Raw genomic sequence first — 20,795 nt, forward strand, 5'->3', positions numbered from 1 at the left:
AATACATAAAATTATTTACTGACTACGGGTTCACATAGAGTGAGGGGGGTATTAATTAGGTACATACTGCGAACAACGGTATGAACCCGTTGGTCTCCTTGGAATATGGATGTCTAACGCTTTGTGAAAAATAATGAATGCGTTTCAACGATGTTTCAAGGATCATGAATGCTTTTGGCATTAAGCAGGATTAACGTTTTACATTTCAATCTTTTAAATATAACGCAGTAATCAACCGGCGAGTGAACACACAGAGCAAACAGAAGAGGCAGGAGGTGATATCATGGCGTATTCCATGACCGATGTATCTGGTATGTCAGGTGTAAGTTTGAGTGAGTTAAGCTATTATGCGGAGCTGGGGCTGCTGTCCCCTGCCTTTCGTGGACTGGACGAAGATATTTACTATGAAAAAAAAGAGCTGCTGAAGCTTCAGCAAATCATGTTTTGTAAAGAAGCAGGTGTGCCGGAAAAAGAAATTGGTTCTATGCTGAAAGAAGATCCTGCAGAAATTGTACGTGTGATGCAGCAGCATCGGATTCAAATTCTGGAGGAAGCGCTGCGACTGCACGGTTTAATTCAGACACTGGATCGAACGGTTTCTTATCTCCAAGGAGAGCAGACGATGGAGGAGCATGAACTGTACTATGGTTTTGCGCATAACACGCGTCATGTCCCGCTGCTGCAAGCAGGTGAAACACAGCACTCTTCTGATGCTGCTGACGCCTTCCCGACACAAGATCTGCAAGCGAAGGAAATGGAGCTGAAATCCAAAGAAGATTTTTTGGAATCGCAGGCGAAGATTGATCGAATTCATCTGGATTTGAAACAGGCACTGGAACTTGGCCTTGAGCCGGGCAGCCCGGATGTGCAGCAGATTATCGGCAGACATCTTGAATGGATCAAAGGATATTACACACCAACAGCTGAGATTTACCGGGATTTAGCCAATCTGTACGTGGAGCATCGCGATTTTCGTAACATGTATGACGGCTATCACCCAAGGCTGGCTGAGTTTCTACGGGAAGGAATGATCATCAAAGCAGCACAGGATCTATCCTAGATGCATAAAGTAACTTGGGCGGGCAAGAACATCGGTATGAACATAGCAGCAAAAAGCGCAGACCTCGGCGAGGTCTGCGCTTTTTGCTCACACTTATCGATATCACCATCATCGTGGTGAGAGGAGATGAGTCCTCTTGTACCGTTCAGTTGAAAGTCAATTAAATGGCCTACAGCTGCTCCGTGAGCAAACTGACCGCTTTTTCCAGGAAGACACGGTCTTCATCGTCAAAACGGTTTTTAATCGGGCTGTCGATATCCAGCACACCGTATAATTGTCCATCTTTAATAATTGGAACAACGATCTCACTATTGGATGCGGCATCACAGGCGATATGGCCCGGGAAAGCATGCACATCATCCACAACGAGTGTGCGTCTCTCTGCAGCAGATGTCCCGCATACCCCGCGTCCAAGTGGAATACGAATGCAGGCAGGCAATCCCTGGAACGGTCCGAGGACCAGTTCTTTTCCGTCATAGAGATAGAATCCGACCCAGTTGGTGTCGGTTAGAAATACGTTGAGCAGCGCAGCAGCGTTAGCCAGATTGGCAATCGCACTAGGTTCATCGCGGATCAGAGCACTTAACTGTCCCAGGACGGCGGTGTGCTGCTCGCTTCGTGTTCCTTCATAGGAAACAGCTTGAAACATGGTGAATCACCCTCCCGAGCAAAAATGGTACTTATTTTCAAGATAGTGCAGCGGATGCGGTTAGTCAAGCGGAATGATTCTGGAAAGAGATTACAGCAGCTGGATTCTGCTCCTGTTTCTCCGCTTCTTTCACGGGGTAATTACTTAGCAACCAAGTAGGGCTACAACCCGGGAAGGAGCTTAGCTTATGCATGCAGAAGTACAGAACCTGTTTGTACGAATTCATCTTCTATATTTTGCCCAAAATGAGGATCTAACCGTAAGCGATGCGCTGCCTCTGTTAGAAGAGCGTGGATATCGTGTTGGTGAACGTGAGATCAAGCAGGAGCTTGAACACCTCACACAGGAGAACTTCCTGACTGCCCACGGAGACCAGTGGAGCCTGACCGGGACAGGCATTGAAGAATATAAAGAGATTGTTGCTGTGCTTGGACGGGTGAGCGAGGAACTGCTCGCTGGCAGTAAGAAAGCCTCTCCAGCATAAGTCTGAAACAGATCGGCTTGAAGCAAAGTAAAGCAAATGTGTAGGACCCTTGCCATAAGACAGGATATCCTGTGCTGATGGATTCATATGTACATCAAGACCGGGAGCAGGTGCGCCCGGTTTTTTGATATGATCCGAAGAGTGAACAGTTGCCAATTGGTGCAGGTTATGGTTAGATGGCTAATGAATCTTATGGTCTGCAACAAAGGATCGGATCGGAGTGTCAGATGATGTATAAATGTAAAGGAAGAATTCCCGAGCTCGAGACAACACGTCTTCGTTTGCGTAAAATGCGCCGCAGGGATGCTACCCAGATGTTCGTTCACTGGTCAGACCGGGAGGTTACGAGGTATATGAATCTCGCACCGATGATCGGGACAAGCGAGGCGGCTGATATGATCGGGCTGCTGAACCATATGGCAGGGGAAGAGGATGCCATCCGGTGGGGGATCGAACTGAAGGATTCAGGCAAACTTATCGGCAGCTGCGGCTTCAACACCTGGCAGCTGGAAGGGGCATTCCGTGGGGAGATCGGGTATGAGCTGGGTCGTGACTACTGGCGTTACGGTTATATGTCCGAGGCATTTACGGCGCTGCTGCCCTTCGGTTACGAGACGATGGGACTGAACCGGATTGAAGCACTTGTTGACCCGCGTAATGCAGCTTCGGGGTCTTTCCTGACAAGTCAAGGCTTCACACGTGAAGGTTTGCTGCGTCAAGTGCAGCACACGTCCACCGGATACAAGGACATGGTCATGTATTCGCTATTATATGATGAGTTTCTTCGCAGTAAGAGAAGGAATAAGATGCGATTTTATTAATAAGAGTTTTTATTTACATATTAACGGAGAGACAGAACAAAGCTGGAGAAGCGAAGCGTTCGTCTGAAAGCTTTCGGCAAGAAAGCTGCATCGGAAGCATAGTCTTACCACCGGATTTCCCCCTCTTAAATAATGAAATTCAAAAAATCCGGGGGTAACAACGATCGAAAGATTGTTCTGGCTCGTAGTGGCATGTAAATAATATTCTTCTTATGATTAAAGAGAAAAAAGAGAGAAGGGTTTGTGTGAATACATCATCAGGAGGTTTAAAGCGCAGTTTCATTTTGGCTGGTTTGCTGCTGGCCACGTTCTTGTCTGCGATTGAAGGCACCGTAATTGGCCCGGCGGGTCCAACGATTGTCAGCGAATTGGGAAGCGTGCAGCTGCTCAGCTGGATTTTTACGGCGTATCTGCTCACGATGGCAGTCAGTACCCCGATTTTTGGCAAAATCAGTGACCTGTATGGACGTAAACCTGTTTTCCTCATCGGCTGTGCCTTATTTCTGCTCGGTTCACTCTTGTGCTGTCTTTCCCAGAATATGGAGCAGTTGATCATCTATCGTGCCATTCAGGGGATTGGTGCGGGAGCTGTAGTGCCGGTGACCTTTACGATTATCGGGGATATCTACCGCATTGAGGAACGCGGCAAAATTCAGGGCTGGATCAGCTCGGTATGGGGCATTTCATCTCTTGTGGGTCCGCTGCTTGGCGGTTATTTTGTGGACAACCTTGGTTGGCAGTGGATTTTCGGGTTTAATGTGCCGTTTGGCCTGCTTGCGATGTGGTTTGTATTCCGGTATCTGAAAGAGGATATCTCGCCACGTACGGCCAAAATCGATTATTTCGGGGCGCTGACTTTCACCGTAGGCATCACCGCACTGCTCTTTGTTTTGTCGGCGGGCGGGCAGTACTATGCTTGGAGTTCTCCATTAATTGTGGGACTGAGTATCACTGCCGTTCTGTTTATTATTTTGTTTTTTGTGGTGGAAAAAAGAGCTCAGGCCCCGATGGTTCCACTCCATCTGTTCCGTATTCGGGACATCCGGGTGGCGAATATCGCAGGCCTGCTGACCAGCACATTAATGATCGGCTTAACCAGTTATCTGCCGCTGTGGGTGCAGGGAGTTCGCGGAGGCAATGCAACTGAGTCCGGGCTGCTGCTCGCACCCATGTCCGTCGGTTGGCTGATCGGCAGCGTACTGGCAGGCCGCCTGCTGCTGAAGATTGGATCACGGTTGACCACATTAATCGGACTTACGGGCATTGCCGTCGGTTCGGGTGGGCTGTTCCTGGTGGGCGGGACATCCCCGCAGGTCGTGCTGTTTATTCTGACCTTTATATATGGTCTGGGGTTCGGCTTTGCATTTACAATCTTCACCATTATTGCACAGTCCTCTGTGGGATATAAGGAGCGCGGTTCTTCAACGGCACTGCATACGTTCATGCGTACACTCGGGCAGACCATTGGGGCGGCGGCTTTTGGTACGTGGTTAAATTTCCGTATCTCGGCTCTATCGAGTGAACAGAATCTGGCGGCAGCGGGGATTTCGGAACAGGATTTGAACGAGCTGCTGGCGCCGCATACAGATGCAGCGTTGTCGGATGAGAAGTGGGCGCTGCTGCGCAGCGTGCTTGAGGGCAGCCTGCACTCCTTGTTTGTCATTATGTTTGTTATTGCGATCATTTCGTGGGTCACCACACTGGCCCTGCGCAAACGACTGATTGTTCCTGAAGATGGAGATGCACCTCCTCAGGTGGAAGCTATGCAGAAGTAACTAACATGCCGGGTGAAGGATTGGAAGTGCACGGTAAGTAATGGCATTCGCCGGATCGATGCATATTTTCGTTATATCCTAAAAAGCAGCTGAACATCAGCTGCTTTTTATATTACAACAGGTTTGGTATGATGGACTGGAAAAAGGAGGATGAACTGATTTGAGTAAACCAAAGCTAGTTGTCCTACGACCTGTTTCCGCTCCTGTTCGAATCTTTTCAGCATTGCTGGCCTGTATTTCAATGGCTCTAATCGTTGTCCTCATGGAATACGTGCCTGCAGCTGAGCGAATGGATCATACGTATTATTATCCGTTTTGGTATTCACTGCTTATTACTGCACTAATTAGTCTAGCGATTGTCACTTTTCTTATTCTTCCACTGTCACTCTTGACGGATGCGGTGTCTATGTCCTTAGCGCGACGATTCAAAGGAGTTGCGATGCAGGTTGTTTCTATAATGATTGGTTATGTTCTACTAGCAGGATTAAGCGGTCTTCTGTTCTCTATCTTTGTGTTTCGGGAAAATACGTTTCTTTACATGGGGGCTATTCGCCAGATGTTTGTCATCACCCTGATCTTTCTAGGCTGGCAGTATGTTTTGCGGGCAGGGTCCCACGGGCTAAAAAACAATATACAAGCAAAAACCGAATGAGCCTTGGATAGGCCCATCCGGTTTTTTATTTATTTCTGTTTACTTTCAAAAGCTTTCTAGCGAGTCTGCATTATCATTATCCTGCTGCTGATGTGGTTGTGCGATGCTTATGCCGCCCCTAGCTGCTCGCTGAAAGACTTTCTGCACCGTGAGCCAGCCTGCACAGCAGCTCGGATAAAAGTTCCTTATCCTCTTCGCTCAGACCACTGACCGCCCGATCAATCTTGACTGCATAACCCGGATAGATATCATCCATCGTACGCTGACCTTCCTCCGTCAGTTCGACAAAAATGATGCGTCTATCCTGCGGACAATGTTTGCGGCGCAGCAGTCCTTTTTGCTCCAGCTTGTCAATGACATAGGTGACATTCCCGCTCTGCAACAGCAGCTGCGCGCCTACCTGTTGAATCGGCTGTGCACCTTTCATATATAACACTTCGAGCACTCCGTACGCAGTCGGATTAAATCCATGTACTTTACTTCCAGATACAGCGTGTTCATTCACACTTTTGAACGTATGGGCCAAGGTGCGGTACAGATGAAGTGAACGTTCGGTCCCGATTTCTTGTAATTCCAGCATGCTGATCCCGCCTTTCAGTGATATTTATATAAGTTGACATGATATGAAGGTTCTCTTTGCTGTATAAGTTTGAACTAAGGCTGACTTACTCCTGCACTCCAATGAGAGTATAAGGCGAGATTTTATGCTTTCGATGCAGCTTTCTTTGAGAATGCTTTTAGCTGCGCTTTTCCAGATGTATTCTCTCCCCTTCGGTCCTGGGCAAATGAAGTTAAACTTATACAATGCGTTTTGTAAAAGATCAGATCAACTTATATGAGTTGGATCATTATATCGATTGACGAATCAGTGAATCGTCTCGTTATATGTACATTGTAGACCTCTATTTTGGTGAAAAACATGCGATATGTCACAAGATTTGCATTTTTAGCATTTAAAATTTGATCATTATCATGATTTAACATACATATCCGCAATTGGAGGAGCTGTATCGATCAAAGCCCGGATCGTTAGAAAAATCATTCTGCAGGATACTCTGATCTCCGTCTCTGGCAGGAGGTTCAGAAGGGCCCTCTTCTATATAATCATTTTCATAGTGATTATTCGGAATTGATGGGGGAGAAACGGAATGACTACGACATACGCATTGGAAGGGCAGAGGACACTGAAACAGAATCGCTCTTTCGTCACATTAATGGTATCTCAGGCTGTATCTAATCTGGGAGACTGGCTTCATCTGCTGGCTATTCTGACACTGGTAGGTCTTCGCTGGAATGCAGCGCCTTTGGAGATCACTTTTGTGATGCTGTCAGCTGCGCTGCCTGTCCTGATTACCGGACCTTTTGCCGGTGCACTGGCAGATCGGTTGAACCGGAAATGGTTGATGATTACAGCCGATGGTGCCCGAATGATCATCGTGGGTGCGTTCATTTTTGCCAATCAGATTTGGCATATCTACGTGCTGCTCATTCTAAAATCTCTGTTTGATGTGGTGTTCTCTCCTGCCAAGAACGGCAAACTGAAGGAGATCGTGCCGCATCATCAGCTTGCTCAAGCTGTGTCCATCAGCTCTGTAATCGAACAGATGTCCAAAATTATCGGCCCGGCACTGGGCGGATTACTTGCAGCCGGATTTGGAATCACGTGGTGTTTTGTGCTGGATGCGGCATCATTTCTGATCTCTGGCATTATTTTATTGTGGATTCCCGGTTATCGGGTGATCCAACGGACAGATTCTGACGTAACAGGAGTAAAGGAAGAGACAGCAGGATCGACTCAAGTAAAACCATCCTTTTGGAAAGAAACAATGGAGGGCATCCGTATGCTTGCTTCCCTTCCTCGCGTAGGGACGTCACTTCTTTTGCTGGCAGCTGCGATTTTGTTTCTGCAATTTGCCGATTCACAAACGGTTGTGTTGTTCAGGCAGCTTCCCGGCATTTCGGGTGATCTGCTTGGATGGTGTGTTGCGGCAAGCGGTGTCGGAACGTTAATAGCGGCGATGAGTGTCCGGAAATGGAAAACAGCGAGCCACGGGTTAAAAATGGGGCTGGGTACCGCTGTAACAGGCCTCGTGATCGGGACGGCTGGGTTAGTTGTTGTCGTATGGCCTTCAGCAGGAATGGGCGCACAGCTGCTTCTTATTTCGTTGTTTGCCTTGGCGGGTGTGGGCATCGGGTTTGCAGTCGTGCCTTTTCAGATTCTGCTGCAGGAACAGACCCCTGAGCCAATGACAGGCAGGGTATTTGGTACCGTAGGCAGTGTGATGACAACGAGTAACATTCTCGGCCCTGTGGCAGGCGGGTTATTAGTGACTTCGTTTGGTGTTGTACCTGCGTTTGTAAGTTCAGGCATTCTGTTGACACTGCTGGGTCTATTGTATTTGTTGAAGGCAAGAGCGAAGAGTGGAGATGTGGAAGCAGTTCTTCCGGCAAAATCTGTGTCAACCAGAGAGGTGTCGTAAGTTGATTTTTGAGAGGTAATCGCCCAGCATGAAGGCGGAAATTAATTTAAATTTAAATTTTTTTTATTGAAAAATCGTTTGAGTAGATGCCTTCATGTTTAATGAGGAACAGGCAGAAATCCCTGTATTCTAATTAATCCTAAGGGGGAAACTCATATGCCTTTTCCCACCAAGGCTAGTGCGGAAAGGGGGTGAAGCAGCTTGAACTTAAAAGTAAAATTACCCAGAACAATTACTCGTCTGGCAAGCATCCCGTTAGCCATTCTGGCGGGAACGTTGGTTATGGGCATCGGTTCATCGCATGTGTATGCAGATGATGTTCAGAATCAGGCGGGTTCGAGTAAACCGTCCAGTGGATTGTCGCTAAACTTGTTTTCACGTGATGCAGATGGTGGTCTTGATCTGACCCCATCAATATCCGTGTCCACCCCACTGCTGGATGTAGAAGTTCCTTCGATCCAAGCGAATGCATCTACCGGCAAGCTGAGTGTATCTGAGCTGGAAGTAGATACACCGCTTGGATCGGCAGGAACATCGAAGATAGGCATCGATGCGAAGCAGGGGACGGTGGATCTTCCTTCAGTGCAGGCAGACACGCCTGTCATTCGAGCAGATGTATCCAGCAGCCAGGTAAATCTTAACGAAGGAACAGCTTCCCTGCCAGGCATTACTGCCGAGGTTCCTGAGGTCATCAAAGCAGAGACGTCTGCTGTGCAAACAGACCTGCGGCAAGGCAAGGTTGAACTGCCTTCCGTGACAGTTGATATTCCTGAAGTCACATCGGTAGATGTCTCGATATCGGGTGTGAACTTGAGCGAAGGCAAGGTACAGCTTCCAAAGGTGAAGGCAGAAGTGCCTGTCGCTGATGCCAAGCTTGAACTTGACCCTGACCCTGGAAAGGCAGAGGTGCAGCATCCGGTTGTAGAACAAAGGAAGCCTGCGAACATTTCGGATCAGCCTGATGTTGTGCAAACACCTAGAATTGAGAAACAATTTTCTAGTACAGCAACGGATTCACCTTCGTCTCAGGGCAAGGTGAGTGGACAGAACACGGCACAAGATGAAATACAGGTTACAAGTCAGGTGATTGATCTTGAGATCAATCCGGACTCAATCAACGAACCTACCGTTTCTCAGGCTGTGCCTGTGGAACAGGATCGTCTGAACCAGCGTGCTGAGGAGACGAATGCAAACGTATCTTTACTGGATAATGAGTGGTTGCAAATGGACACAATCTTTGGCAGATCAACAGCCGAGGACCAGAATCAGGGGAATCTGAAAATAGATCAGGTAATACCTGAAAAGCAGGATGAAGCCTCTGCACCATGGCAACCACGGACTGAACGACCGGCCAACTGGTCTGTTATGGCAATAGCTCCTTCTGCAACGAGTACCTCTACAGGTACAAGCTCCGGTTCGTCCGGTGTGGCGGGGGGCGGAGCATCCATTCCAGCTGCAGCACTGCCTTTGGCGTTAACTAGCCCGGTGATGCCGGGTTATGGTTTTGCTTTTGACATGGAACGTTTGGATGGTTTCAGCCAGTGGTCACAAGCACCACCAGGTCAGCCGCCAAAATATACCTCTTTCTCATAAAAAACAAAGGTGTTCATTCAACCAAAATTGAGAAGGAGTGTATATAATCATGAAAAAAGTGAATCGTTGGGTAAAATTGTCGGTATTGTCGGGTACGCTGGCAGCTGGATTGCTGGGAGCTTCGCAGGCAACCTATGCAGATAGCTATAACAGCAACAGCAGCGGTAATTTGGATTTGAATGCAGGTCTGCGTCTGGAACTGGGATCGTTGCTATCAGGACAACGTGACGCTGGTTACGGGAATAATGAGAGCTATGGGGGTTCCTCCAGTGCAAGCGGAGCATTAAATCTGGATCTAGGCTTAAACGCCGGTGTATCCGCAGAGAACATGAACCGTTACAATAACCATTCTTCTGATGTTACAACTCAGCAGAGCAGCACTGGCAAATTAGGTCTAGGCCTGAATGCCAGCGTGTCGGGAGAAGCAGCAGCGATGAACGAGTATTCACGAGACGGTCAGGTACGCAGCAGTAACACGAACAGCAGCTATGCAAGTGAAAGTCGCGGCATGCTGGGTCTGGGTCTGAACGCGAAAGCGGAAGGGGAGAGTGCAAGCATTGCTCAATCCGAACGCAGCAGTAACGTGAACGACCGTGATCGTACTGCAAGCAGCAGCTATGCCGGCGAAAGCCGCGGCAAGCTCGATCTGGGTCTGAACGCGAAAGCGGAAGGAGAGAGTGCAGCAGTGGCTCAATCCGAACGCAGCAGTAACGTGAACGACCGTGATCGTACTGCAAGCAGCAGCTATGCCAGCGAAAGCCGCGGTAAGCTCGATCTGGGTCTGAACGCGAAAGCGGAAGGCGAGAGTGCAGCAGTGGCTCAATCCGAACGCAGCAGTAACGTGAACGACCGTGATCGTACTGCAAGCAGCAGCTATGCCAGCGAAAGCCGCGGTAAGCTCGATCTGGGTCTGAACGCGAAAGCGGAAGGCGAGAGTGCAGCAGTGGCTCAATCCGAACGCAGCAGTAACGTGAACGACCGTGATCGTACTGCAAGCAGCAGCTATGCCAGCGAAAGCCGCGGTAAGCTCGATCTGGGTCTGAACGCGAAAGCGGAAGGAGAGAGTAAAACAATGGCTCAATCCGAACGCAACAGTAACGTGAATGACCGTGAGCGTACCGCAAGCAGCAGCTATGCCGGCGAAAGTCGCGGCATGCTGGGTCTGGGTCTGAACGCGAAAGCGGAAGGGGAGAGTGCAAGCATTGCTCAATCCGAACGCAGCAGTAGCGTGAACGACCGTGATCGTACTGCAAGCAGCAGCTACGCCAGCGAAAGCCGCGGCATGCTGGGTCTGGGTCTGAACGCGAAAGCGGAAGGGGAGAGTGCAGCAGTGGCTCAATCCGAACGCAGCAGTAACGTGAACGACCGTGATCGTACTGCAAGCAGCAGCTATGCCAGCGAAAGCCGCGGCATGCTCGATCTCGGTCTGAACGCGAAAGCGGAAGGCGAGAGTGCAGCAGTGGCTCAATCCGAACGCAGCAGTAACGTGAACGACCGTGATCGTACTGCAAGCAGCAGCTATGCCAGCGAAAGCCGCGGTAAGCTCGATCTGGGTCTGAACGCGAAAGCGGAAGGAGAGAGTAAAACAATGGCTCAATCCGAACGCAACAGTAACGTGAATGACCGTGAGCGTACCGCAAGCAGCAGCTATGCCAGCGAAAGTAGCGGCATGCTCGATCTGGGTCTGAACGCTAATGCGGATGCAGAAAGCGAAACGATGACCATGGTGGAGAGCAATCGATAATATGAGTTTTTCACTGTAATATGAAGAAGCAGGGGCTCCGGAGCCCCTGCTTCTTTTTTTATATTTAAACAAATACAATGGGTGAATCATGGTATAATTGTTATAACAGTTGAATAGTATAATTATAGGAGGAATCTAAGTGAGTAGGGTGAGAGAGATGGAACGAAAAGTAACGAAGTTTGGAAACAGCCTTGGAATAACGATGACAGAAGCATTCAAGCAAATTGGACTTGAACAAGGAGATATGGTTCAGGTAGAGGTCGACCAAACGAGCGGAGAAATTATTATTAAAAAGTCGGTCAAGGTAAATCTGCCTAACGGAATAAGTAATGATTTTATGGATACGTTAGCTTCTGTTATGGATGAGTATGATCAAACTCTGAAAGGTCTTAAAGACAGATGAGTCTCATTCGTTATTTAAATATTCAAGAAGTAATTGCGATCCATGTTGCGATGATAAAACGGTATAGCCCGGGAGAGCAGATTGGTGTAAAAGATTCTAATCTGCTTGAATCTGCTGTTCTTAGACCGCAATCATCTGCTTTTGGTGACGAAGCGTATCCGACAGTCTATGAGAAGGCGGCTGCAATTTTTCAGTCGTTAGGTCAAAACCATCCTTTTCATAATGCGAATAAACGAACAGCCTTTACTGCATTAGTCATGTTTTTACGTTACAATCATATTTACTTTAAAATGGAACAGGCCTTAGCTGAGGATTTTACGGTTGATATGGTCAACCACAAATATTCATTTGAAGATCTTACTTCGATGATTCAAACTCACTGTTGGTCTGAGGAGAAAACATAATAGGGATCAAAGAATGTATGAGCAATAAATCATCGGGTTTTGATGATTTATTGTTTTTGTTTGCCCACTTTTTGCTCAATTTGATCAAACATGATTCACAAAACTCATTTACAATATAAATAGTTCAACACGTATAAAAAGGATAAGAACAGGAGTGTTAAGCCATGCAGCATGCATCGCAGGAAGAAACAGCTTTACCTAATTCCATCCTGAACGTACATATTCGCGAAGCAGGTTACGCACCGGGGCAGTCTACGATCCGGAATATTCGGATGCATGTGGCACCGGGAGAGTTGGTCGGGATTATCGGGCCCAATGGTGCGGGTAAAAGTACAACCATCAAGACATTGCTTGGCCTGCTGGAGCATGCCGATTATGATGTAGCCATTGGCGGGGAAGGGCGATATGCCTACATTCCCGAACAGCCTGTTTTTTACGAGTACATGACCTTGTGGGAACATCTTGATCTGGCTGCAGCGGCGTATGAAATAGAAGAAGAGGTATTTGTGGCGAGAGCGGAGGAATTGTTAGTCCGTTTTGGTATGGATCATGTCCGCAATGATCTTCCAGCGAGTTTCTCCAAGGGCATGCGTCAGAAAATGATGCTCATGATCGGATTTCTTTCCTCACCGGATATCTATATTGTGGACGAGCCATTTATCGGTTTAGACCCGCGTGCAACAAAGGATTTTCTCAAATTACTTGATGATGAGCGCCGCCGCGGGGCAGGCGTGTTGATGTCTACACACGTGCTGGATACGGCGGAACGGATCTGTGACCGCTTCGTTCTGATTGCTTCTGGCCGTTCGGCTGCGGAAGGAACATTGGATGAAATTCAGGCAGCTGCGGGAATGCCGGAAGCGACTTTGTTTGATTGTTTCGATACGTTAACATCCGATTGAAGAAAGGAGCGAATTGATGGTGGAGCCCAAACGTTATACCCCGCATCTTCTATATCAGAGAAGACAGAAAGAGCATCTTCGGGAGCAGTGGCACAACTTCAAGCTGGTCGTAGACTGGACGGTATGGCTGTATCTGCTGATTCCGGGTCTGCTGTATTTTATCGGCTGGTACACGAGTTTGTGGACGAAAACACTGCCAGCCTGGACAGCCAGCCTGCCATTACCTTTACTGACAGGCATTATTGAACTAATTATCCTGACGGGTGGAGTTCTGCTTTTTGTGGAAGAAGCGGATGTATTGTTTCTGAAATCCAGAACGGCATGGATGCGAACACTGATGATGCGAGGGCTTTGGCGGGTGACGGTGTTACAACTTGGAAAAATGATGCTTATTATCGCGCTTGCTGCACCGCTGCTCGTACGTGTGTATGAGATGTCCTTATTACAGATCGTGCTGACATGTATCTGGTTGGGAACCGCAGCGTCATCTCAAGTCATTGCTATACGTATGCTCAAAGTTCGATACACAGGGTGGCGGCGCGGGCTTTTAATGATCTTACTTGTGATCGCCATGGCATGGACGACTGTACGCACATCGACGTGGATGCTTGAAGGTCCGGATACGTGGAAAATCATGCTGAGTATTGCTGCCGTGCTGCTGCTGCTCATGATGTTGATCCAGATGAGTTTACGTATGAGAGGTACATTTGAAGGAGATGTACGGGAGGACTTGCGAAGCAGGCTCAGGCTGACTGCCCTGATGTTAAGTCAGGCTGTGAGCAAACCCAAGGCTCCGCAGACACGTACGATCATTTTTCGCAAACCTCGCAAACTATTTCGTAAACGCTCCATTCCGAATCGGACGGCAGAGATTGCTTTCAAAGCATTTTTTCGCAATTCCGAGACGCTGAAGTTATTTTTACAGTTGGGTAGTTTGTCCATTGCCGCGGTAGCCCTGCCGCCGTTTCCGGTTAATGTCATCGTGTGCGGTTTACTGGTGATTATGCTGACCGTGATGCTGTACCGTGGTTGGGATGTACTCGCTGCGTCGGAGTATGTTCAGCTTGTCACGTATGATTCTGATGCGCTGCATAAAGCAGGCTCTATTATGGTGCGTATGTTACTGCTCCCACTCGCCGTACTGATGGGCTATGTGATGGGATTGTTTTGGCTGGGCTGGCTTGCCGGTTTTCTGACGGCTGCATGCACGGCGGCATTTGGTTATGTTGTAGTGTCCGCTGCAGGCTGGATCAGACAGACCCGTGCATGATTTGCATAAATGCGCTTGTAAGGAATTTGCTGCCGGGAACGCATATCACATATGCTTACTGCCCATGCTATAGAGAAAAGGTTTTGTGAATCACATGAATGTTCAAGAAATCCTGACTCAGGGATGTCTTGGATTTCAACAGGTTTCACGGACTGAGGATGAAATATCTATAGTGAGGAGAAGTTTAGCGTGATGGATAATAGTGAGCTTCAAGTGCATTTTTCCGATCCTTCGGCACTGCTTGCGGCAAAAGCAACCTTGGAGGAATTAGGCTATAAGCCATATCAATCTGCACCGCTTGAATTATATATCCCAACGGATCGCCAAGACCCGCAATCGGCTGTTGAGATTGTGCAATCCCATGGAGGGAGTGCTGTGTTTGCCTCTTCGGTGGATGAACTGGATCAGTTTCAAAGTGTATCTATTCCAGCGCATCTGGTGAACGAGGATTGGGATGAGAATTATGTACGCGGTGGGAAACAGGCGGTGAATGGCGGTCAGAATGTTGATCAAGGTGTAGACCAAGGCGAACATAATTATAGTGATGATCCCGTTTATGATGATTCGGCGGATGGATTTTCCGGCAGTGTTAAAGCTTGAGGATAGAACACGAAACAGAGGAGATCGGGAAAAGAGAGGCACGGTACCAAAGGTTAGAATTAGAGTGGCCGCAACAGCAGTGCTTGATGTCATCAACAACTCTAATAACGTGACAACACCAGTCCTAACAACAGTACCAAAAACAGTACTAAGATCAATACGAATAAAAGTACGAAGAACATTACTGAGAACAGTACGAAGAAAAGTACTAGTAACAGGACCAATTTCAGTTCTGCACACCATACTAGTCCCCAACGATGCTGCATTAGACGGCAAGATGTATCTGGAACACCAATTAGAGCTGTAAAGAAAAGTTAAAACAAAGCAAAGGGCACCCCGGTCATGGATCATGACATATGGGGTGTCTTTTTTCGCGCAAGCGTATGGTGCATTTCATGTAAGTGGCCCATCGGCCAGTGTTGTACCTGATCGTATTCTAACGATCACAGGAAACGCTATTTACTCCATTTAAGGATGTTTGAGAATCTAACGATCTCCAGAGACGTTATTTTAGTAGAAATAGCTCATTTCAAGCTGGAAAGGCCTGTTTTTTGCCAAATAGCGTTCCTAGTGATCGTTAGATTTTATAAAGGGTCAATTTTCACGAAATAAGGTTTGTGGTGATCGTTAGCGCTTGAACCATGTTTAAAGCGGCTCGCCAACTATCAGCATCACACCGAAACCGACTACAACAACCGACACTAGCCAACGTATTGATGAGCACATTAAGGCCGCGTCTGCAGCGTGCACATAACACCGATACCTGACAAATGGTAAGCAACGTTTCACCATAACAATCTGTACCTAGACACACTTCGCTTACTCCATGCACTGGCCCTTGATCCCGTACGTCAACATCGCATGGAACAGGCGCTTACCCCCGACCATGGTCGCCAAAAATAAAAAGCAGAACACCGAACACCGAACACAAACACCAAACACCAAACACCGAACACCAAACACCAAATTACCTACGCGTTAACATGTCTGTACTCCGCTGCGTGCATGCCAGCGGTGTATCCAGTGGAGAAGGCAGCTGTAATGTTATAACCGCCGGTGTAACCGTGAATGTCGAGCACCTCACCGCAAAAGAATAGTCCAGGCAGCAGCTTGGATTCCATTGTTTTAGGGTATATCTCCTTTAAGTGAACTCCGCCCCCGGTAACAAAGGCTTCTTTAAGGGATCGCGTGCCGTCTGCACGAAAAGTGAAGGACTTCATAAGTTCACACAGATGACTTAACATACCTTTCGGAAAATGATGGAATGTGAGGTCGTCCCCAATCTCGGCACGTTTCATCAAGAGGGGAATCAGTCGCTCAGGCACCCATGTTTTCAAAATGTTTTTGACAGCCTTACGTGACTCCTGTTCCAGTCCTTGCTTAACCTGTGCTTCCAGCGCAGCCGGGGTAAGGTCAGGGAAGAGATCGATGCTCAGCGTGACCTGCGTGCTCCCCGACTTCATCTGAACCTTGCGAATAAATTGACTGCAGCGAAGGGCAGCCGGACCGGATACACCAAAATGGGTGAAAATCATATCTCCACGATGGGAAATGACCGTTTTGCCTTTGGCATCCAGTACGGATAGAGCGATGTCACGCAGAGACAAGCCCTGCAGCTCTCTGGACTGAATCCAGCTCTCCCCGGAAACAATCGGCACCTCGGTTGGATATAACTCAGTAATGGTGTGACCCGCTGCTTCAGCCCAAGGATATCCGTCCCCGGTCGAACCGGTTTGCGGCACGGATTTGCCGCCCGTTGCGATGATCACAGAGCGGCTGTGAATAATTTTGCCAGAGGCCAGTTTAACCCCCTGCACATGCTGACCGTTCTGAAGAAGTTCTTTGACGGGTTCTTTCGTACGGATCTCTACGCCAAGGGAGACGATTTTACCCACTAGCGCATCAACAACCGTTTTGGCTTTGTCTGTGACCGGGAACATTCGGCCGTTATCTTCTTCTTTCAAGGCAATACCGAGATTTTCAAAAAAACGCATGATACCCTGGTTGTCCAGATTTTGAAACGAGCTGTATAAAAAGCGTCCATTACCCGGAATGTGGCGAATAAGCTCATCTGTTTCTTTGGCATTGGTTACATTGCAGCGTCCTCCGCCGGAGATGCCCAGTTTGCGGCCTAATTGATCTCCTTTATCCAGCAGCAGCACAGATGCTCCGTGCTCAGCAGCTGCCACACAAGCCATCAGACCTGCGGAACCGCCGCCTATTACAATAACGTCATACATTCATGATTACCTTCTTTTTGATTGATTTTGTCTGTTTTTTATAGACAATGTCTACTTCTGCCTTTTTCTGAAATCAGACAGGCTTATAAAGTGTTCTATTTTGCAGCCTTAAGCGATATATTGTAATAAACTGTCGCCTATGTTTTAATCAGAATTAATGAGGGAATGTGCGGGCAGAGGAGGAGATGACGTTGTGGTTGCGTTAAAGGACATTCTTTTACAAGTACTGCTGGCCGGATCGGCAGTATTCCTGATTCCCTTATTTTATCTGGGTCTCTCCAAACAACAGGTCAAGCGAATAGATCATGCAGATAAAGTGAGTATCAGTTTTGCGGCAGCGAGTGTGTTCAGTATGCTGCTGTGTCTGCTTTTTGCGTTATCTGAAGGTACCGAGACCGTTCCTATATCCATGAGTATTATCCCGGTTACACTGGCGATTCTATATTGTAAAGTCCACATAGGTGCAGCCTTGTCTGTTCTACATATTCTCTTCTATTTTCTCTTAGCACATTCCTATGATCTGTACGGATTTTTTCTTCACACCGGTATTCTTCTCTATCCTATTGTATGGTTGTCTGCCAAACGATTCAAGCACAATGCATGTTCTCGCAAAATGGGTATGGTCATTGCTCTGGTTACCGCCGAATTGGCTGTATCGAGTCTGTTATGGGTCATCTCCGTCTATCCGGATACAGCGTATTCGAAAGTTTACCTCATTTTGTCCTCATTCGGATATGTGGCAGGTGCACTGGCTGCAGGCAGTATGAGTCAGCTGTGGCTGGAACGGATGAAACGTTATCGCGGAATGGAGCGGCAGCTTTCCGAAGTGCATCAATACTACTTGACCGAAACGGAGAAACTGCACCAGATTTTGAATGCGGTTCCTCTTTCAATAGCTACGGTGGATATTGAAGGCAAAGTGGTTTTTGTTAATGAACTGATGAAACAGACAGCGAAGGAACAGCTGCCCTGCACTTCAGCTCAGAATCTGATCGGGCAGCATGCCAGTCAATTTGTAGAGCAGGAGCAGGCTGACAAGATGGATCACAGCATTCATCAAGCCGTGGTACATGGTGAAGTGAATGTACTGACGGTCCGGTACGGCTCACATGTATTTCTGTCCCGGACGGTACCGATCTATGCTTATACGGCGAATGGCTCTAAGGAAGTCTCGGGAGCGATGATCATCATTCAGGATGTGACCGAACTTGAGATGCTGCGCAGCGAACTGGATAATGTAGATCGTCTCAGCCTGGTGGGGCAGATGGCGGCGAGCATTACACATGAGGTGCGTAATCCGATGGCTGTGGTGCGGGGATTTCTCCAGTTAATGCAGGAAAAGAGCCCGGAATCTCTTGATCATTATTACCGGATCGTAATGGAGGAGTTGGACAGAGCCAACAGCATCATTAACGACTTTCTGTCTCTGGCTCAGAATCGGATAGCGGAGAAAGAAGAATCGCAGCTGCACGACATCATTCATGAACTCAGTCCGCTGCTCTGGGCAGATGCCAATCTTCGGGGACAGAGCATCGAGCTGATGCTGGCTCATAATGTGCCGAAACTGCATCTGAATTCCAAAGAAATCAAACAGGTCGTACTTAATCTTGCCCGGAACGGAATGGAAGCCATGACTGAAAAAGGTGTGCTTACCTTGGAAACACGAATGGTGGATGACAAGGTTGAGCTGTGTGTACACGATACAGGTCCTGGTATTCCGCCGGTGAAGCAGGAGAAGCTGTTCGAACCATTTTATACAACCAAAGCAAAAGGTACCGGACTTGGATTATCCATGTGTCTAAGCATTGTTGAGCGGCACAACGGCACAATTACGGTTGAATCGGAGGAAGGACAGGGAACTACGTTCAAAGTTGCCTTCCAGCGCTAGAGAGTCAGCATATTTTGCCAGACCCTGAGTCATAATAAGTAAGGGAAAGCTGTTCCGCAGGTGTTGTCTGAACCTTGCTTTCATTGCTTGGGGATGTATAATAGGAATAGCACAGTGTATCCATTTTTTTCGATATGGACGCATCTGTCTGTGCATGGCTATTGTCCTCTAACTTTTCAAACGAGATCATAGAACAACCATTATAAGGAGTGAAACTGAATGTCGATGTCATTTGATCAATACATGAAAGATATGGTTCAGCCGATGCGGGATGAGCTGACTCGTCTGGGAATCCAGGAGCTGCGCACACCGGAAGAGGTTGAAGCGAGTCTGCCGGATGCCAAAGGAACAGCACTGGTTGTAATTAACTCTGTATGTGGATGTGCAGCAGGTCAATGTCGTCCAGGGGTTGCTCAGGCACTTCAGAACGATATTACACCGGATCACCTCTATACTGTATTTGCAGGTCAAGACAAGGAAGCAACGGCGAAAGCACGTGAATTCTTTGCGCCATATCCACCATCCTCACCGTCCATCGCATTGATGAAAGACGGAGAACTCGTTCACTTTATTGAGCGTCACCAAGTGGAAGATCGTTCAGCAGAGGAAATCGCGGCTGATTTGACCAGTGCATTTGACCGTTACTGCCGTTAATCCGCTCCATAGAACGCCCCGCACTTCGGATGCCCGATGCCGGGGCGTTTCATTTTGGACAGATCAGGTTATTGAACCATTCGAACCTTTCAAGCTGACCCATAACCAAACTTCTATTCAACAAAACTTCCATTACTGTAGAAACGGGGTGTATGAACGATGAGTTTGCAGCAACAGATCATCGCCGAATTGAAGGTTAAACCGAGCATTAATGAAGCCGAGGAAGTACGTAAGCGTGTGGATTTCCTGAAGACATATGTGAAAAATTCCGGTACCAAGGGACTGCTGATTGCGATCAGCGGGGGGATTGACAGTGCAGTAGCGGCAGCGCTTTGCAAACAAGCCACAGACGAGCTTACCGCAGAGAACAATCAGGAATACAAAACGCTGGGTGTGTTCCAGCCTTATGGAGAGCAGGCGGATATCCAGGACAGCTATGCGGTAGCGAAAGCGTACGACCTGAAACATGTTGTGGAAACCAATATCGAAGATGCTGTGAATGAGATTGCGCTTGAAGTGGAGCAGGGATTCAAATCTCTTGGAAGTCCGCGCCATATGACTCATCAAGGCAAGGGGAATGTGAAAGCAAGAACACGTATGGTGATGCAGTACGCTCTCTCATTTGAAGAGAATCTGCTGGTTGTAGGTACGGATCATGCATCCGAGGCGATCACAGGTTTCTACACCAAATGGGGCGATGGAGCCGTGGATATCACACCGCTGAGCACGCTCAACAAACGCCAAGTACGTCAGCTGGCTGCGTACCTGAAAGTGCCGCAATCCATTCTGGACAAAGCTCCTTCAGCAGGACTATGGGAAGGACAAACCGACGAGGACGAGCTGGGCATTTCATATGAAGCGAACAGCGATTACCTTGAAGGTAAGCAGATTGACCCTGCCGCGCAGGAGCGTCTGGAAGCTTTTTATACACGTACACATCACAAACGCAATGCGATTCCCGGTATCTAAGGTTGGGAATTGGGAAATATAATTCGAGCAGCAGGGTTTATTTTGCAAATGAATCGCTGCTTACAAAAGAGAGTCTCTGCCTTAAGCAGCGGCTCTTTTTGTTGTTTTACATCCACATCTCGCCCGTTTTATGGATACCACAACTCCGTACGTTTGTACTTTTGACAATTTCAATTTATACGATGCCGCGTGAGTTCCAAGTCCACA

At 47.9% G+C, this 20,795-nt stretch carries 19 protein-coding genes; 16 read left to right on the top strand and 3 right to left on the bottom strand.

All coding sequences use genetic code 11. The annotated features are described in order from the left end of the window. Positions 1–283 precede the first annotated feature (283 nt). Positions 284–1,060: a TipAS antibiotic-recognition domain-containing protein gene (locus MKY97_RS03200; protein WP_342554083.1), complete on the top strand. Its 777-nt coding sequence runs from the start codon at positions 284–286 to the stop codon at positions 1,058–1,060. 169 nt (positions 1,061–1,229) lie between these two features. On the opposite strand, the gene MKY97_RS03205 is transcribed toward MKY97_RS03200, so the two are convergent. Beyond that, positions 1,230–1,709 carry a GAF domain-containing protein gene (locus MKY97_RS03205; protein ID WP_342554084.1) on the bottom strand — a complete coding sequence of 160 codons (480 nt, stop codon included), beginning with the start codon at positions 1,707–1,709 and terminating at the stop codon, positions 1,230–1,232. A gap of 187 nt (positions 1,710–1,896) precedes the next feature. On the opposite strand from MKY97_RS03205, the gene MKY97_RS03210 reads away from it, so the two are divergent. The 4 genes from MKY97_RS03210 to MKY97_RS03225 all read left to right on the top strand — a co-directional run bounded on the left by MKY97_RS03210 (position 1,897) and on the right by MKY97_RS03225 (position 5,441). Beyond that, positions 1,897–2,193, top strand: coding sequence for a hypothetical protein (locus MKY97_RS03210; RefSeq protein ID WP_342554085.1), 297 nt, complete (start codon positions 1,897–1,899; stop codon positions 2,191–2,193). A gap of 230 nt (positions 2,194–2,423) precedes the next feature. Beyond that, a complete protein-coding gene (locus tag MKY97_RS03215; RefSeq protein WP_342556214.1) occupies positions 2,424–3,014 on the top strand; it encodes a GNAT family protein in 591 nt (196 codons plus the stop codon). Between the two features lie 245 nt (positions 3,015–3,259). Continuing rightward, the gene (locus tag MKY97_RS03220; RefSeq protein ID WP_342554086.1) at positions 3,260–4,789 is read left to right on the top strand and encodes an MDR family MFS transporter; all 1,530 of its coding nucleotides are present in this window, start codon (positions 3,260–3,262) and stop codon (positions 4,787–4,789) included. A gap of 160 nt (positions 4,790–4,949) precedes the next feature. After that, a complete protein-coding gene (locus tag MKY97_RS03225; protein ID WP_342554087.1) occupies positions 4,950–5,441 on the top strand; it encodes a hypothetical protein in 492 nt (163 codons plus the stop codon). Positions 5,442–5,559: 118 nt separating this feature from the next. On the opposite strand, the gene MKY97_RS03230 is transcribed toward MKY97_RS03225, so the two are convergent. Continuing rightward, on the bottom strand, positions 5,560–6,021 hold the full coding sequence (locus MKY97_RS03230; protein ID WP_342554088.1) for a MarR family transcriptional regulator: 462 nt from the start codon (positions 6,019–6,021) through the stop codon (positions 5,560–5,562). A gap of 568 nt (positions 6,022–6,589) precedes the next feature. Here MKY97_RS03230 and MKY97_RS03235 point away from each other — a divergent pair. From MKY97_RS03235 to MKY97_RS03270, 8 genes are all read left to right on the top strand, one after another. Beyond that, positions 6,590–7,921: an MFS transporter gene (locus tag MKY97_RS03235; protein ID WP_342554089.1), complete on the top strand. Its 1,332-nt coding sequence runs from the start codon at positions 6,590–6,592 to the stop codon at positions 7,919–7,921. Between the two features lie 201 nt (positions 7,922–8,122). Then, positions 8,123–9,514, top strand: a complete 1,392-nt coding sequence (locus MKY97_RS03240) for a hypothetical protein (RefSeq protein WP_342554090.1) — start codon at positions 8,123–8,125, stop codon at positions 9,512–9,514. A 49-nt stretch (positions 9,515–9,563) separates the two neighbouring features. Further along, a complete protein-coding gene (locus tag MKY97_RS03245) occupies positions 9,564–11,258 on the top strand; it encodes a hypothetical protein (RefSeq protein ID WP_342554091.1) in 1,695 nt (564 codons plus the stop codon). Between the two features lie 139 nt (positions 11,259–11,397). Next, positions 11,398–11,661, top strand: coding sequence for an AbrB family transcriptional regulator (locus MKY97_RS03250; RefSeq protein ID WP_090924923.1), 264 nt, complete (start codon positions 11,398–11,400; stop codon positions 11,659–11,661). After that, on the top strand, positions 11,658–12,065 hold the full coding sequence (locus tag MKY97_RS03255; RefSeq protein ID WP_342554092.1) for a type II toxin-antitoxin system death-on-curing family toxin: 408 nt from the start codon (positions 11,658–11,660) through the stop codon (positions 12,063–12,065). Before MKY97_RS03250 ends, MKY97_RS03255 begins: the two co-directional genes overlap by 4 nt. 164 nt (positions 12,066–12,229) lie before the next feature. Next, positions 12,230–12,967: an ABC transporter ATP-binding protein gene (locus tag MKY97_RS03260; RefSeq protein WP_342554093.1), complete on the top strand. Its 738-nt coding sequence runs from the start codon at positions 12,230–12,232 to the stop codon at positions 12,965–12,967. A gap of 16 nt (positions 12,968–12,983) precedes the next feature. Further along, entirely contained in the window at positions 12,984–14,237 is a 1,254-nt protein-coding gene (locus MKY97_RS03265; RefSeq protein ID WP_342554094.1) for an ABC transporter permease, read from the top strand. A gap of 189 nt (positions 14,238–14,426) precedes the next feature. Next, positions 14,427–14,837: a hypothetical protein gene (locus tag MKY97_RS03270; RefSeq protein WP_342554095.1), complete on the top strand. Its 411-nt coding sequence runs from the start codon at positions 14,427–14,429 to the stop codon at positions 14,835–14,837. Positions 14,838–15,808: 971 nt separating this feature from the next. Here the strand turns inward: MKY97_RS03270 and MKY97_RS03275 are convergent. Then, positions 15,809–17,077, bottom strand: a complete 1,269-nt coding sequence (locus MKY97_RS03275) for an NAD(P)/FAD-dependent oxidoreductase (protein ID WP_342554096.1) — start codon at positions 17,075–17,077, stop codon at positions 15,809–15,811. Positions 17,078–17,270: 193 nt separating this feature from the next. Here MKY97_RS03275 and MKY97_RS03280 point away from each other — a divergent pair, with 193 nt between their 5' ends. From MKY97_RS03280 to nadE, 3 genes are all read left to right on the top strand, one after another. Continuing rightward, positions 17,271–18,965 carry an ATP-binding protein gene (locus tag MKY97_RS03280; protein WP_342554097.1) on the top strand — a complete coding sequence of 565 codons (1,695 nt, stop codon included), beginning with the start codon at positions 17,271–17,273 and terminating at the stop codon, positions 18,963–18,965. Between the two features lie 219 nt (positions 18,966–19,184). Beyond that, a complete protein-coding gene (locus tag MKY97_RS03285; protein ID WP_342554098.1) occupies positions 19,185–19,619 on the top strand; it encodes a BrxA/BrxB family bacilliredoxin in 435 nt (144 codons plus the stop codon). A gap of 159 nt (positions 19,620–19,778) precedes the next feature. Then, the gene (gene nadE, locus MKY97_RS03290) at positions 19,779–20,588 is read left to right on the top strand and encodes an ammonia-dependent NAD(+) synthetase (RefSeq protein WP_342554099.1); all 810 of its coding nucleotides are present in this window, start codon (positions 19,779–19,781) and stop codon (positions 20,586–20,588) included. The last annotated feature ends 207 nt before the right edge of the window (positions 20,589–20,795 follow it).

The sequence above is a fragment of the Paenibacillus sp. FSL R7-0652 genome, assembly GCF_038595045.1.
GTDB lineage: Bacteria > Bacillota > Bacilli > Paenibacillales > Paenibacillaceae > Paenibacillus.

Excerpts from the sequence above, each read along its gene's own strand:
- MKY97_RS03200 (WP_342554083.1), top strand. The coding sequence starts at position 284 with ATGGCGTATTCCATGACCGATGTATCTGGTATGTCAGGTGTAAGTTTG.
- MKY97_RS03205 (WP_342554084.1), bottom strand. The coding sequence starts at position 1,709 with ATGTTTCAAGCTGTTTCCTATGAAGGAACACGAAGCGAGCAGCACACC.
- MKY97_RS03210 (WP_342554085.1), top strand. The coding sequence starts at position 1,897 with ATGCATGCAGAAGTACAGAACCTGTTTGTACGAATTCATCTTCTATAT.
- MKY97_RS03215 (WP_342556214.1), top strand. The coding sequence starts at position 2,424 with ATGTATAAATGTAAAGGAAGAATTCCCGAGCTCGAGACAACACGTCTT.
- MKY97_RS03230 (WP_342554088.1), bottom strand. The coding sequence starts at position 6,021 with ATGCTGGAATTACAAGAAATCGGGACCGAACGTTCACTTCATCTGTAC.
- MKY97_RS03235 (WP_342554089.1), top strand. The coding sequence starts at position 6,590 with ATGACTACGACATACGCATTGGAAGGGCAGAGGACACTGAAACAGAAT.
- MKY97_RS03245 (WP_342554091.1), top strand. The coding sequence starts at position 9,564 with ATGAAAAAAGTGAATCGTTGGGTAAAATTGTCGGTATTGTCGGGTACG.
- MKY97_RS03255 (WP_342554092.1), top strand. The coding sequence starts at position 11,658 with ATGAGTCTCATTCGTTATTTAAATATTCAAGAAGTAATTGCGATCCAT.
- MKY97_RS03260 (WP_342554093.1), top strand. The coding sequence starts at position 12,230 with ATGCAGCATGCATCGCAGGAAGAAACAGCTTTACCTAATTCCATCCTG.
- MKY97_RS03265 (WP_342554094.1), top strand. The coding sequence starts at position 12,984 with ATGGTGGAGCCCAAACGTTATACCCCGCATCTTCTATATCAGAGAAGA.
- MKY97_RS03275 (WP_342554096.1), bottom strand. The coding sequence starts at position 17,077 with ATGTATGACGTTATTGTAATAGGCGGCGGTTCCGCAGGTCTGATGGCT.
- MKY97_RS03285 (WP_342554098.1), top strand. The coding sequence starts at position 19,185 with ATGTCGATGTCATTTGATCAATACATGAAAGATATGGTTCAGCCGATG.
- nadE (WP_342554099.1), top strand. The coding sequence starts at position 19,779 with ATGAGTTTGCAGCAACAGATCATCGCCGAATTGAAGGTTAAACCGAGC.